The sequence below is a fragment of the Streptomyces toxytricini genome (genome assembly GCF_014649915.1).
Lineage (GTDB): Bacteria > Actinomycetota > Actinomycetes > Streptomycetales > Streptomycetaceae > Streptomyces > Streptomyces toxytricini.
Genome location: NZ_BMTY01000040.1, coordinates 3,582 through 17,106 on the forward strand (window position 1 = coordinate 3,582; position 13,525 = coordinate 17,106).

12 protein-coding genes and 1 pseudogene are annotated in these 13,525 nt (G+C 74.5%); 7 read left to right on the top strand and 6 right to left on the bottom strand.

The window, feature by feature from the left end:
• Positions 1-433 (top strand): annotated as a pseudogene (locus IE170_RS33085) (XRE family transcriptional regulator); the annotation flags it as partial.
• A gap of 111 nt (positions 434-544) precedes the next feature.
• Positions 545-1,921, top strand: coding sequence for a family 4 glycosyl hydrolase (locus IE170_RS32030; RefSeq protein WP_189812994.1), 1,377 nt, complete (start codon positions 545-547; stop codon positions 1,919-1,921).
• 10 nt (positions 1,922-1,931) lie between these two features.
• Here the strand turns inward: IE170_RS32030 and IE170_RS32035 are convergent, their stop codons facing one another.
• Positions 1,932-2,420, bottom strand: a complete 489-nt coding sequence (locus tag IE170_RS32035) for a nucleotide triphosphate diphosphatase NUDT15 (protein WP_189812995.1) — start codon at positions 2,418-2,420, stop codon at positions 1,932-1,934.
• A gap of 149 nt (positions 2,421-2,569) precedes the next feature.
• Between IE170_RS32035 and IE170_RS32040 the strand changes: the two genes are divergently transcribed.
• Both IE170_RS32040 and IE170_RS33305 read left to right on the top strand, forming a co-directional pair.
• Entirely contained in the window at positions 2,570-3,565 is a 996-nt protein-coding gene (locus IE170_RS32040; protein ID WP_189812996.1) for an NAD(P)/FAD-dependent oxidoreductase, read from the top strand.
• A 118-nt stretch (positions 3,566-3,683) separates the two neighbouring features.
• Positions 3,684-5,087, top strand: a complete 1,404-nt coding sequence (locus tag IE170_RS33305) for an NAD(P)/FAD-dependent oxidoreductase (protein ID WP_189812997.1) — start codon at positions 3,684-3,686, stop codon at positions 5,085-5,087.
• A 75-nt stretch (positions 5,088-5,162) separates the two neighbouring features.
• On the opposite strand, the gene IE170_RS32050 is transcribed toward IE170_RS33305, so the two are convergent.
• Positions 5,163-6,236, bottom strand: coding sequence for an ATP-dependent DNA ligase (locus IE170_RS32050; RefSeq protein WP_189812998.1), 1,074 nt, complete (start codon positions 6,234-6,236; stop codon positions 5,163-5,165).
• 75 nt (positions 6,237-6,311) lie between these two features.
• Between IE170_RS32050 and ligD the strand changes: the two genes are divergently transcribed.
• Positions 6,312-7,364 carry a non-homologous end-joining DNA ligase gene (gene ligD, locus IE170_RS32055; protein WP_189812999.1) on the top strand — a complete coding sequence of 351 codons (1,053 nt, stop codon included), beginning with the start codon at positions 6,312-6,314 and terminating at the stop codon, positions 7,362-7,364.
• A gap of 126 nt (positions 7,365-7,490) precedes the next feature.
• The gene (locus IE170_RS32060) at positions 7,491-7,742 is read left to right on the top strand and encodes a WhiB family transcriptional regulator (RefSeq protein WP_189813004.1); all 252 of its coding nucleotides are present in this window, start codon (positions 7,491-7,493) and stop codon (positions 7,740-7,742) included.
• 37 nt (positions 7,743-7,779) lie between these two features.
• Here the strand turns inward: IE170_RS32060 and IE170_RS32065 are convergent, their stop codons facing one another.
• From IE170_RS32065 to ssgD, 3 genes are all read right to left on the bottom strand, one after another.
• Positions 7,780-8,751, bottom strand: a complete 972-nt coding sequence (locus IE170_RS32065) for an acyl-ACP desaturase (protein WP_189813000.1) — start codon at positions 8,749-8,751, stop codon at positions 7,780-7,782.
• Between the two features lie 263 nt (positions 8,752-9,014).
• A complete protein-coding gene (locus IE170_RS32070; RefSeq protein WP_189813001.1) occupies positions 9,015-10,655 on the bottom strand; it encodes an ABC-F family ATP-binding cassette domain-containing protein in 1,641 nt (546 codons plus the stop codon).
• 215 nt (positions 10,656-10,870) lie between these two features.
• On the bottom strand, positions 10,871-11,287 hold the full coding sequence (gene ssgD / locus IE170_RS32075; RefSeq protein WP_189813002.1) for a spore wall synthesis regulator SsgD: 417 nt from the start codon (positions 11,285-11,287) through the stop codon (positions 10,871-10,873).
• Between the two features lie 335 nt (positions 11,288-11,622).
• Here ssgD and IE170_RS32080 point away from each other — a divergent pair, with 335 nt between their 5' ends.
• Positions 11,623-12,726, top strand: coding sequence for a WD40/YVTN/BNR-like repeat-containing protein (locus IE170_RS32080; RefSeq protein WP_223857214.1), 1,104 nt, complete (start codon positions 11,623-11,625; stop codon positions 12,724-12,726).
• A gap of 43 nt (positions 12,727-12,769) precedes the next feature.
• On the opposite strand, the gene IE170_RS32085 is transcribed toward IE170_RS32080, so the two are convergent.
• Positions 12,770-13,273 carry a GNAT family N-acetyltransferase gene (locus IE170_RS32085; protein WP_189813003.1) on the bottom strand — a complete coding sequence of 168 codons (504 nt, stop codon included), beginning with the start codon at positions 13,271-13,273 and terminating at the stop codon, positions 12,770-12,772.
• Positions 13,274-13,525 lie beyond the last annotated feature (252 nt).

A 13,525-nucleotide genomic window follows, 5' to 3' on the forward strand; every position in this document is an offset into this window, starting at 1 on the left:
CCCCGACGCGGCCGCCGTGCTGGAGGACCACGAACCGGCGTGGTGCGTCCCGCTCATGGCCCAGTTCGCGGGCGCCCTCGAAGCGGCCCCCGAGGACGAGGGGCTGCGCAGCATCCGCCAGGAGATCGCCCGGGACCCCTTCATGGAGGCCGCCTACCGGTACGGGGTCCCCCACTGGCTGAAGACCCACGGGTCCGAGGCCGCCGAACGCGACGGCGCCGTCCGCACCGTCCGCCACTGGGATCCCCAGACGGGCCTCGTCCGGTGCCGGATCGTGGCCGAATCCGGCCGGATGCTCGACGCGATGGGCCTGACCCGGATCACCCTGGTCCTCTCGGCCCCGCAGGGCCCCGCGGCCGGCCCGGCGCGCGGCGGCTCCGCCCCGCACCGGCAGGGCCCGAGGCTCCGCGCCGTCCCCTCGCTGGGCGACTGAACCCCGTACGCCGCCCAGCACGGGGGACACTGGAGCCCTCACTCGTGCGCCGCCGACCGAATGCCGCGGATCGTGGCATCGGCGGCGGCCGTGGCGAAGGGCGGTAGGGGCGTGCGGCTGACCATCCTCGGCGGGGGCGGATTCCGGGTTCCGCTCGTGTACGGAGCGCTGATCGGCGACGGGGGCGAGGGCCGCGTCACGCACGTGGTGCTCCACGACGAGGACCCGGCGCGGCTCTCCGCCATGGCCCGCGTGCTCGCCGATCAGGCGGCCGCCGCCCGGACGGCCTCCCGCGCCCCGGCGCCCGGCCCCGCCCCGGCCGTCACGGCGACCACCGACCTCGACGAGGCCTTGTCCGGCGCCGACTTCGTCTTCTCCGCGATCCGCGTCGGCGGCCTGGAGGGGCGCGCCGCGGACGAGCGGCTCGCCCTGGCCGAGGGCGTGCTGGGCCAGGAGACCGTCGGCGCGGGCGGGATCGCCTACGGGCTGCGGACCGTGCCGGTCGCCCGCGCCATCGCGCGGGCCGTGGCGCGGCGGGCCCCCGAGGCGTGGGTCATCAACTTCACGAACCCGGCCGGCCTGGTCACCGAAGCCATGGCCGGGATCCTCGGCGACCGGGTCATCGGGATCTGCGACTCGCCGGTGGGGCTCGGCCGACGCGTCGCCCGCGTGCTCGGCGCCCGTCCCGAGGACGCCTGGGTCGACTACGTCGGCCTCAACCACCTGGGCTGGCTGCGCGGCCTGCGCATCGGCGGCCGTGACGAACTGCCGCGCCTGCTGGCCGACGCGAAGGCGCTGGAGTCCTTCGAGGAGGGCCGGCTCTTCGGCGCCGAGTGGCTGCGCGCCCTCGGCGCGATCCCGAACGAGTACCTGCACTACTACTACTTCAACCGCGAGACCGTACGCGCCTACCGGGAGGCCCGGCAGACCCGCGGCGCCTTCCTGCGCGACCAGCAGCGCGGCTTCTACGCCGAGGCCGGCCGGCCCGGCCTCGCCCCCGGGGCGGCGCTGGCCGCCTGGGAGCGGACCCGGGCCGAGCGGGAGGCCACGTACATGGCGGAGAACCGCGAGGCGGCCGGCGCCGGCGGGCGCGAGGACGCCGACACGGAGTCCGGGGGCTACGAGAAGGTCGCGCTGGCGCTGATGCGGGCCGTCGCCCGCGACGAGCGCACCACGCTCATCCTCAACGTCCGCAACCGGTCGACGCTGTCCGTCCTCGATGCGGAAGCCGTCATCGAGGTGCCCTGCCTGGTCGACGCGAACGGCGCCCACCCGGTCGCCGTCGACCCGCTGCCGCTGCACGCGACGGGCCTGGTGACCGCGGTCAAGGCCGTCGAGCGCGAGGTGCTGGCGGCGTCGGAGAGCGGCTCCCGGGCGGCCGCGGCGAAGGCGTTCGCGCTGCACCCGCTGGTGGACTCGGCGGCGGTGGCCCGGCGGCTCCTCGACGGGTACCGGGCCGTCCACCCGGGTCTGGAGTACCTGCGCTGAGCCGCGGCGGTCACGCGCCGGGCGGGGCCGTCGGGTAGGAGTGCGCGGGCACCTGCGGCAGCGCCGGGACGAGCCCCGGCCGCCAGGTGCGCAGGACCTGCGCGGACGGCGCGTACAGGGCCTCCGGGATGTCGGCGGGCGCGAACCACTCCCACGTGGTGATCTTGTGCGGTTCGGTGACCCGCGGGGTGCCCTCGGCCGACGCGGCGACCGCCGAGGCCGTCAGCCTGGTCACGCCGCCCTGCGCGTCGATGTGCACGCCGAGGATCCGGATGTCCCCCGGGTCCGCCCGCAGGGCCGTCTCCTCGGCCAGCTCCCGGGCAGCGGCCTGCTCGAAGCCCTCCCCGGGGTCGACCTTCCCGCCGGGCAGCTCCCACCGGCCGTCGTGCGCCCGGCCCAGGAGCACCCGCCCCGCCGGGTCGCAGACGACGAGCCCGACGCCGACGACGGCATTGGGGTGCGGGGCGGCGCGCTGGGGGCGTTCGGGGCGCGTGGTCATGGGACGGTCCCTCCTGGTGGCGGCGTACGGGTCCCACCAGTTTGCCGGTCCGGCAAAGCCGTGTGACACGGCCCAGGCTGCGGGCGCACCCTCGCCCGCAGGGCACGGGCGACGCGGACGGCCCGCGGGAACGACGCAAGGAGGAGCACATGGACACAGGCGGCGGACGGGTGTACGACGTGGCGGTCGTGGGCGGCGGCGCCGCCGGACTCGCCGGGGCGCTGACCCTGGCGAGGGCGCGGCGCACCGTGGTGGTGCTGGACGCGGGCAGCCCCCGCAACGCGCCCGCGGACCACCTGCACGGCTACCTCGGGCAGGACGGGGCCGCCCCCGCCGAGCTGCTGGCGACCGGGCGCGCCGAGGCGGCCGCGTACGGTGCGGAGGTCCGGTCGGCCGCGGCGGGGACGGTGCTCGCGGCCGACCGGCCGGCGGAGGGCGGCTTCGTGCTGCGCTGTGCGGACGGGTCGGCCGTGCGGGCCGGCCGGCTGCTGCTGGCGACGGGCCTGGTCGACGAGCTGCCCGACGTGCCGGGACTGCGCGAGCGGTGGGGGCGGGACGTGCTGCACTGCCCGTACTGCCACGGCTGGGAGGTCCGCGACCGGCCGATCGCCGTGCTCGGCGGGGGCCCGCTCGCCGTGCACCAGGCGCAGATGTGGCGGAGCTGGAGCGACCGGGTGACGCTGCTCGCGCACACCCGGCGGCCGGGGGCGGAGGAGCGGGAGCTGCTCGCGGCGCTGGACGTCGCCGTGGTCGAGGGCGGGGTCACCGGCCTGACCGTCGGCGCCGGAGGCCTTTCCGGGGTGACCCTGGCGGGCGGCGGGAGCGTCGAGTGCCGGGCGCTGGTGGTGGCGCCGCGGTTCACCGCGCGCACCGGGGTGGCCCGGTCGCTCGGGCTGCCGGTGACGGGCATGGAGCGGGACGGGGTGCAGATCGGCACCTGCCTGGAGGCGGACCCGGCGACCGGCGCGACCGCCCTGCGCGGCGTCTGGGCCGCCGGGAACGTGACCAGCCCGACGGACCAGCTGGCGGCGGCGGCCGCGGCCGGGGTGCGCGCGGCCGTCGCGATCAACGCGGACCTGATCGAGGAGACGACCCGGCGGGCCCTCGCCGCCCACCGGGCCGGGCAGGCGCACGGGGCGCGGTAGCCCCGGCGGGCCCGTCCGGCCTGACGGACGGCACGAACTGGCGTGCGGGTTTCGATCAGGGGCCGCCTGCGCAGGCTCTGGGCGATCCGACGGGTCCAGGGGTGGGGGCGGGGCGCGCATGGCACACGTTCTGGTCATCGGCGGCGGCGTCGGTGGGCTCGCCACCGCACTGCTCACCGCGCGGCAGGGGCACACCGTCGAGCTCTTCGAGCGCGACACCCGGGCTCCGGGCACGGCCCTGGACCGCGACTCCTTCGGCTGGCACCGCCCGGCCGTCCCGCAGGCCGCGCAGCCGCACGTCCTCCTCGGCGCGGCCCGTACCCTCCTGCGGCGCGAGCTGCCCGACGTGTACGCGGAGATGCTCCGGCTCGGCGCCCGCGAGCGCAGCGAGCTCGACTGGTTCGACGTACGGCCGCCCGCGCGGCCCGGCGACGACGACCTCGTCATGGTCCAGGCCCGGCGCATCGTCCTGGAGAGCGCCCTGGTCACGGCGCTGCGCGCGGAGCCCGGCGCGGTCCTGCACCACGGCGGGCCGGTCACCGGGCTGGAGGTGGAGCGGGCAGCGGCGGGCGCGGCAGGGCCGGCCCGGGTGACGGGGGTGGCGACCGCAGCCGGTGTCCGCGAGGGGGACCTGGTCGTGGACGCGGGCGGCCGTCGCGGTGGCGCCGAGCGGTGGCTGGCCGCGGCGGGCTGCCGGCCGCCGGTCGTGGAGCGGCACCGTACGGGGCTGGCGTACTTCTGCCGCTGGTACCGGCTGCCGGAGGGCACGGGGGAGGGGCCTCGCAGGCCGTGGTCGGTGGCGGGCGGGGCCTTCTCCGGGTGCGCGGTCTTCCCGGCGGACAACGGGACCTTCGCCGTGACCGTGTTCGTCCACACGCAGGACCCGACCCGCTCGGCCCTGCGCGATCCGGCCGTCTTCGAGCGGGCGGCGCGTGCCTTCCCGCCGGGCGCGGCCTGGCTGGCCTTGGGCGCCGAGCCGCTGACCGGGGTCCTGGCCACTGCGAGCCTGGACAACCGTTGGAGCGCCCTCGTCGACGAGCGGGGGCCGGTGGTGCGCGGGCTCGTCCCGGTCGGCGACGCCGTCACCCACACCAACCCGACGCTCGGGCAGGGCACCTCGCTCGCTCTGTGGGCCGCGCTGCGGGTGGCCCGTACGGCCGACCGGGACACCGGATCGGCCCGGTACGCGGCCGGGCACCACGCGTGGGCGGTGCGCACGCTCAAGCCGTGGTTCGACTTCCAGGTCGTCGCCGATGCGGCCGTGGGCGAGCGGTTCTGGACGCGGGGCGCCCGGACGGGCAGGACGCGGGAGGCGGCGGCGCTGTTCGACTGCGCGCTGGACGACCCCGAGGTGATGCGGGCCCGGGCCAGGGTCCGCCACCTGGCCGAACGGCCCGAGCGGGCGTACGCGGACCCGGAGGTTCGGGAGCGGGTGGCGCGCTGGCTGGAGGCCCGGCCGCACTACGCGCCGAACGCGGCCGGTCCGGACCGGGCGGAGTGGGAGAAGCTGACCGGCGGGTGAGCGGAGCCGGGCGGGGCGGAGGCCGGGCGGCGGGGGCGGGCGGTGCGAGGGGCGGGCGGTGCGAGGGGCGGGCGTTCAGGCGGCGGGGCGGGTGCCGAGGACTTCGGCGAGGTCGTAGCCCACGACCTCGTCGAGCTGGGCGTACGTGCAGCTCCCGGGGGTGCGGTCGGGGCGCCAGCGACGGAACTGCGCCGTGTGGCGGAAGCGGTCGCCCTCCATGTGGTCGTACGCGACCTCGCAGACGCGCTCGGGGCGCAGCGGCACCCAGGAGAGGTCCTTCTTGCCGGTCCAGCGGCTCTGCGCGCCGGGCAGGCGGGCGCTCTCGTGCGCGGACTCCTCGGCCCAGGCGGCCCAGGGGTGGCCGGAGACGTCCTCCATGCGCAGGGGTGCCAGTTCCTCGACGAGCTCTGCGCGGCGCCTCATGGGGAAGGCGGCGCAGACGCCGACGTGCTGGAGGGCGCCGCGGTCGTCGTGGAGGCCCAGTAGCAGCGATCCGACAATCGGACCGCTCTTGTGGAAACGGAAACCGGCGACGACGACGTCGGCCGTACGCTCGTGCTTGATCTTGAACATGAGGCGCGCATCGGGCCGGTAGGGCAGGTCGAGCGGTTTCGCGACCACTCCGTCGAGCCCAGCGCCTTCGAACTGCTCGAACCACTGCTGCGCGAGCGCGGGGTCGGTGGTGGCGGGCGCGAGGTGGACGGGGGGCCGAGTGGTGGAGAGGGCTGAGCACAGGGCGCTGCGGCGGTCGGTGAGCGGGGCGTCGAGGAGGGACCGGTCACCGAGGGCGAGCAGGTCGAAGGCGACGAAACTGGCGGGGGTGGTCGAGGCCAGAAGGTCCACACGGGATTTGGCGGGGTGGATCCGCTCGGTCAGCCGGTCGAAGTCCAGCCGCCCGCCGTGCACGATGACGATCTCGCCGTCGATCACGCAGCGGTCCGGCAGGTTCTCCTTCAAAGCGCTCACAAGTTCGGGGAAGTACCTGGTCAGCGGCTTGCCCGTGCGGCTGCCGAGCTGGATCTCGTCGCCGTCGCGGTGGACGATGGCGCGGAAGCCGTCCCACTTCGCCTCGTACTGCATGCCCGGCGGGATCCTCGCGACCGACTTGGCGAGCATCGGCAGCACGGGCGGCATCACGGGCAGGTCCATGCCCACGATTCTGCGGCGGTACGTCCGCCTTCGCCCGGTATGCGCGTTAGGTCGGGCCCGCCTACCGTGGCGCACATGGGTGCATCCGGGAAAGCGATCGAGCTGGAGGCGGGCGGCCGGAAGGTGCGCCTGTCCAATCCGGACAAGGTGTACTTCCCCGAGCGGGGCCTCACCAAGCTGGACGTCGCCCAGTACTACCTGGCCGTGGGGGACGGCATCACCCGCGCCCTGCGCAACCGCCCCACCACGCTGGAGAGGTATCCCGACGGGGTGGAGGGCGAGTCCTTCTTCCAGAAGCGCGCCCCGAAAACCCTCCCCGACTGGATCCCCACCGCCCACATCGCCTTCCCCAGCGGGCGCACCGCCGACGAGATCTGCCCGACCGAGCCGGCCGCCGTACTGTGGGCCGCCAACCTCGGCTGCCTCACCTTCCACCCGTGGCCCGTGCGCCGGCAGGACACCGACCGGCCCGACGAGCTGCGCATCGACCTCGACCCCCAGCCGGGCACCGACTACGGCGACGCGGTGGTCGCCGCGCACGAGCTGCGCGACCTCCTGGAGGAGCTGGGCCTGCGCGGCTGGCCCAAGACCTCGGGCGGGCGCGGACTCCACGTGTTCGTCCCGATCGAGCCGCGGTGGACCTTCACCGACGTACGGCGCTGCGCGATCGGGATCGGCCGCGAACTGGAGGCCCGCATGCCGGGCAGGGTCACCACCGCCTGGTGGAAGGAGGAGCGCGGCGAGCGGATCTTCGTCGACTACAACCAGACGGCCCGCGACCGCACCATCGCCTCCGCGTACTCCGTCCGCCCCCGCCCCCACGCCCCCGTATCGGCCCCGCTCCGCTGGGACGAGCTGGACTCCGCGGAGCCCCGGGACTTCGACATCACCACGATGCCCGCCCGGTACGCCGAGCTCGGCGACCTCCACGCCGACATGGACGACCACGCCTTCACCCTGGAGGCCGCGCTGGCGCTCGCCGAGCGGCAGGAGCACGACGAGGGGCTCGGCGACATGCCCTACCCGCCGGACTACCCGAAGATGCCGGGCGAGCCCAAGCGCGTCCAGCCGAGCCGCGCCAAGAAGACCGCTCCTGCCGAGTCCGCGGAGGAGCCGGGGACGGACTGAACCGCCGGGCGCGGGGCGGCCCGATGTCAGTGGGCGGTGCCATGCTCGAAAGGGGCGCTCGCCGCCCGTGTTGATGGGTCGTTGATCAGACGTCCATCGGCGGGCGTGAGGATCGGCGGCATGTCGATGAACACCACCACCGCTCCCGCCACTGCCGCCGCGGCCCCCGCCTGGTACGAGTTCGCGCTGTGCGCGCAGACGGGCGCGGACTTCTTCTTCCCCGAGCCGGGAAACTCGCTGCGGGAGGCGAAGCGGCTGTGCGCGGCGTGCGAGGTGCGGACCGGCTGCCTGGAGTACGCCCTCGCCAACGACGAGCGCTTCGGCGTGTGGGGCGGGCTGTCCGAGGCGGAGCGCCTCGCCCTGCGGTCGCGCCGCTGACCCGGCCGGCATCCGGCCGGGCCGCGACAGTGGCCGGTCAGCCCTTGCGGGCCGCCAGGCGTGCCGCGCGGGCGGCGAGGCGCTCGTCGAACTTGCGGGCCTCCGAATCCAGGCCGTCCATGAACAGGCCGAGCTCCTCCTGGGCCTGCCGGCCCTCCGGGCCGAGACCGTCGATGCTCATGATCTTCAGGAAGCGGATGACGGGGCTGAGGACGTCGTCGTGGTGGATGCGCAGGTTGTAGACGCCGCCGATCGCCATCTGGGCGGCCATGCGCTCGAAGCCCGGCATGCCGTGTCCGGGCATGCGGAAGTTCACCACGACGTCGCGCACGGCCTGCATCGTCAGGTCGGGGGCGATCTCGAAGGCCGCACCCAGGAGGTTGCGGTAGAAGATCATGTGCAGGTTCTCGTCCTGCGCGATGCGGGCCAGCATGCGGTCGCAGACCGGGTCGCCGGACTGGTGGCCGGTGTTGCGGTGCGAGATGCGGGTGGCCAGCTCCTGGAATGCGACGTAGGCCACCGAGTGCAGCATCGAGTGGCGGTTGTCGGATTCGAATCCCTCCGACATGTGCTGCATGCGGAACGCCTCGAGCTTGTCCGGGTCCACGGCGCGCGAGGCCAGCAGGTAGTCGCGCATCACGATGCCGTGGCGGCCCTCCTCGGCGGTCCAGCGGTGCACCCAGGTGCCCCAGGCGCCGTTCCGCCCGAACAGCGTGGCGATCTCGTGGTGGTAGCTCGGCAGGTTGTCCTCGGTCAGCAGGTTCACGACCAGGGCGATCTTGCCGATGTCCGTGACCTTGGACTGCTGCGGATCCCAGGCCTCGCCGTCCTCGAAGAACGCCGGGAAGTTCCGGCCGTCGCTCCACGGGACGTACTCGTGGGGCATCCAGTCCTTGGTGACCTTCAGGTGGCGGTTGAGCTCCTTCTCGACCACCTCTTCCAGCGCATACAGCAGCTTCGCGTCGGTCCACGCCGCAGAGCTGCCGAGGTGGGGAGAGGTGATCGTCACGGGTACTCCTGGGGACAAAGCGAATTACCTACGGTTCCGTAGCCTACGACGCCGTAGGTTAAGCGGACCGTGAGGGCCAGCCAAGCCCCGGGCGTTCATATGACCGGTTACATCCCGTTATCTATGCAGTTGATCGGCGTGTACGGGGCCGCAGACGCGGCGAATGTCACGCAGGAAGGTGGCCCCCGCCCCCGCCTTGACGGCCGGACACGGCCGGAGGGCAGGCAGGGGGCGGGGCCGGAGGAACAGCAGGCTCCGTCGGATCAGGCGGACCAGAGGGTCTCCCGGACCTCTTCCGCCGTCGTCGGCCGCAGGCCGCCGTCGAGCAGCAGCCAGCGGGTGATCCCGATCGACTCCAGGAACGGAACGTCGTGGCTCGCGACGATCAGCGCCCCCTGGTAGGAGTCCAGTGCGCCGGCGAGCTGGCCCGCGCTCGCCAGGTCCAGGTTGTTCGTCGGCTCGTCCAGCATCAGCAGCTGCGGAGCCGGCTCGGCCAGCAGCAGCGCCGCGAGCGCCGCCCGGAACCGCTCCCCGCCCGACAGCGCACCCGCCGCCCGGTCGGCGCGGGCGCCGCGGAACAGGAAGCGCGCGAGCCGCGCCCGCACCACGTTGTTCGACGCCTGCGGCGCGAACCGGGCCACGTTCTCCACCACCGACAGTCCGTCGTCGAGCACGTCCAGCCGCTGCGGCAGCAACCGCGCCGGCACGTGCACGGCGGCCTCGCCGGCCTCCGGCTCCAGCAGCCCGGCAACCGTCCGCAGCAGCGTCGTCTTGCCAGAGCCGTTGCGGCCCACCAGGGCGATCCGCTCCGGCCCCCGCAGGTCCCACTCCAGCGGCGCACCCGCGACGTGCGCCAACCGCAGCCGCGACAGCTCCAGCACCCGCCGGCCCGGCGGGACCAGCGTCGCCGGCAGCTCGATGCGGATCTCGTCGTCGTCCCGGACCGCCTCCACCGCCTGGTCGAGCCGCTCCCGTGCCTGCGTGAGCCGCTCCGCATGCAGGGTGCGGTGCTTGCCGGCCGACTGCTGCGCCGCACTCCTGCGGTTGTTCGCGACGATCTTCGGCACGCGCTTGTTCTCGTACATCTTCTGCGCGAACCGCCTGCGCCGCGCCAGCTTCACGTGCGCGTCCGACAGCTCCCGCTTCTGCCGCTGCACATCGGCCTCCGCGGCCCGCACCAGCCGCTCGGCGGCCTCCTGCTCGGCGGCCAGCTGCTGCTCGTAAGCGCTGAAGTTGCCGCCGTACCAGTGGACTTCGCCCTCGTGGAGCTCGGCGATCTGGTCGACCCGCTCCAGCAGCTCCCGGTCGTGGGCGGCCAGAAGCAGCACCCCGGACCAGGACTCGACCGCCGCGTACAGCCGGCGGCGGGCCCGCAGGTCCAGGTTGTTCGTCGGCTCGTCGAGCAGCAGCACGTCGGGCCGCGCCAGCAGCAGCGCCGCCAGCCGCAGCAACACGGTTTCCCCGCCGGACAGTTCGCCCACCGTGCGGTCCAGGCCGAGCGGCCCGAGGCCGAGCTGGTCGAGGGTGGCCAGGGCCCGCTCCTCGACGTCCCAGTCGTCGCCGACGGCGGCGAAGTTCGCCTCGGTCGCCTCGCCTGCCTCGATCGCGTGCAGCGCGGCGCGCACACCGCGGATGCCGAGGGCCTCGTCCACGCGCAGCGAGGTGTCGAGGGTGATGTCCTGCGGCAGGTGGCCGACCGTGCCCGAGACGGCCAACCGTCCGTCGCGCGGCGCGAGTCGGCCGGTGATCAGCTTGAGGAGGGTGGACTTCCCGCTGCCGTTGCGCCCGATGAGCCCGGTGCGGCCGGGGCCGACCGCCAGGTCCAGGCCGTCGAAGACGGGCGTGCCGTCGGGCCAGTCGAAGGAGAGTGCGGAGCAGGTGATGAATGCAGAGGTGTTACCCATGGAGGCCTCCAGGTTGCGTGAATGGTGCGAGCAACTGGGGAGACAGCCGAAGACGGGTGGGATGCGCAGGTGCGCCGGATCGACCCTGTCGGTCGGTGTCTCGGACCTCAGAAGAGCAACGGCCTACTCCGTTTCGGCGGGGGTGGGAACGCCGACGACGCTACGGGCGACCGAAGCCGCCCGCAAACGAATTAACCGGCCGCCGCCTGGCCGGCTCAGCGCGGCCCGCGCATCAGCTCCGCCAGGCTGTGGTCCATGTCGAGGTAGAGGTGCTCCTGGCCCGGCGAAACCACCTCCGCGGACCTCCGAAGGAAACGCTGCAGCTCCGCCGTCTCCATGAGCACGATCGCGACACCCTCCGGGGCGTGGAACTCGATCGTCGTCCGGTCCCCGTCGTACGGGCGCACCCGCACGTCGCCCTGGCCCGACGGCCTGATCAGGCCCGACCTGAGCAGCTCGCGGGCGAACGTCCACGACACCTCGACGCCCTCCAGCGTGGCCGGAGCGGGAAAGGCCATCCGCACGGCGAACGGATCCGACCGGTCGTAGCAGAGGGTGACGGGTACGGTTTCCACCTTCGGTGCGGTGGCTACCAGACGTGCCTGCACGGCCTGCTCGATAACAGTGATCAAGGCTCGCTCCCTTGCGGCGGATCTGCTGCCGGGTCTGGGCTGGAGCCCGGCAACCCGATAGACGCCGCAATCGGCAAATCCGTGCACGGGCGATGACGTGAGCTGCGTCACCGATTGGCTGGAACGCGTCCATTCGATCACTTACGGTGATCAAGATGGGTCCGTCGGCCGAAGGGGCGCCCGACTCGGCCCGCGTGCGGGGGTGAATCGAGAACGGCCGATTCCCGCTCACTCCACAGGCCCAACGGCCCTCGGGGCGGAGGGGTGGCGGGTGGTCCGGGCGTGCTGCGGGCGCCCTGGACGGCGCATCCGCGGGTGCACTAGCTTCCGGCGCCATGAGACTCCCGAGAATTGGCATGTCCGCGGCGGCCGCCTTGGCGATCGCCCTCACCGCCGCCCCCGCCCACGCGGACACCACCGCGCCCGCCGCCGCAGGCGGCGACAGCCACGCCTTACGCGGCGCCGGCTGGGCCCTCAAGCAGACCGGCAAGGACGCCCGCTTCCGAGGCCTGGCCGGTGTCAACCGCTCCACCGCCTGGCTGGCCGGTTCCAAGGGCACCGTGCTGCGGACCACCGACGGAGGCCGCAGCTGGCAGGACGTCTCGCCCCCGACCGCCGCCGCCGAGGGCCTCGAACTGCGCGACATCGAGGCGTTCGACGCCCGCCGCGCCGTCGCCCTCTCCATCGGGGAAGGCGAGGCGTCGAGGGTGCTGCGCACCGACGACGGCGGCCGCACGTGGACCGAAACCTTCCGGAACCCGGATCCGCGCGCCTTCTACGACTGCCTGACCTTCTTCGACTCCCGACACGGCCTCGCCATGAGCGACCCGGTGGACGGCAGGTTCCGCATCCTGTCCACCGACGACGGCGGGCGCAGCTGGAGCGTCCTGCCCGACGCGGGCATGCCGCCCGCCCTGCCCGGCGAAGCCGGCTTCGCGGCGAGCGGCCAGTGCCTGGTGAGCGCCGGACCGCGCGACGTGTGGCTCGCCACCGGGGGCGGCGCCACCGCCCGCATCCTGCACTCGTCGGACCGCGGCCGCACCTGGCAGGCCACCGAGTCCGGCATCCCGGGGGGCGATCCGGCCAAGGGCGTCTTCGCCCTCGCCTTCCGCGACCGGACGACCGGCCTGGCCGTCGGAGGCGACTACCGCACCGGCGAGCCCTCCCCGCAGGCCGCCGCCCGCTCCGCGGACGCCGGCCGCAACTGGAGCCCGGCCGCCACCCCGCCGCCGGCCTACCGCTCGGGCGCGGCCTGGCTCCCGCACACCCGCGCCACGGCCCTCGCGGTCGGCCCGACGGGCACCGACGCCACCACCGACGGCGGCCGCACCTGGCGGCCCCTGGAGGCCGGCTCCTTCGACACCGTCGACTGCACCCCCGACGGCAGCTGCTGGGCGGCGGGGGAGAAGGGACGGGTGGCCCGCCTGGAACGCCGCTGAGGGGGCCTCGGAGGGCGGGGGCCGGGCCCGGGGCTGCCGGGTGTCAGGGGGCGGGCGTCGTGAACAGGTCCATGCTCGCGAAGTGGCTCGGCACGAAGCCGGCCGCCTTGTAGACGGGCTCGCCGTCGGAGCTGGCGTGCAGCTGGACGTAGTGGATCCCGATGCCGTTCAGCCAGGCGACGAGCCCGTCGACGATCCGCCGCCCGTGGCCCTGTCCGCGGAAGCCCTCGTCGGTGACGATGCCGTCGAGGTAGCCGCGCCGCCCGTCGGTGTACTGGGGGCGGGGCAGGTGGTAAGTCACCCAGGCCATCCCGGTGGCGACGAGCCGCTCCCCGGGCGCCCCGCCGACGACGAGGCAGTGCACGTCCGCCCTCTCGTTGATCCGCTCGAGGAACCATCCCGGGGCAACGGCCCGCCAGGGCGCGTCGTCAGCCCCGGGATCGACCCCGAGGGCGGCCAGCGCCACGGCCCGCAACCGCACGAGCTCGGGAACATCGTCGGGAGTGGCGGGGCGCGGGGCGGCGGATATGGAGAAGGTGGAATGCATGCCGGTGTCTCCCTGTATGGCGGTGGTACGAGCGTGCGAATGCGCTGGGTTGACAGGGTGTCAGGTGCGGCGCGGTACAGCGGAGGTGGGGGAGGGGGTTGGGGGACTCGGCGCGGGGAGGGGGCCGGGGGTGGGGGGGAGGGGTGGGAAATGGGCGGCGGGGGTGGAGGGTGCCGGGGGGCACCAGAGCGGGAGCCGACCGTACGGCGCCGGGAGGCGGCGGCGGGGGCGGGGTTGGTCGGTAGCCGGTCG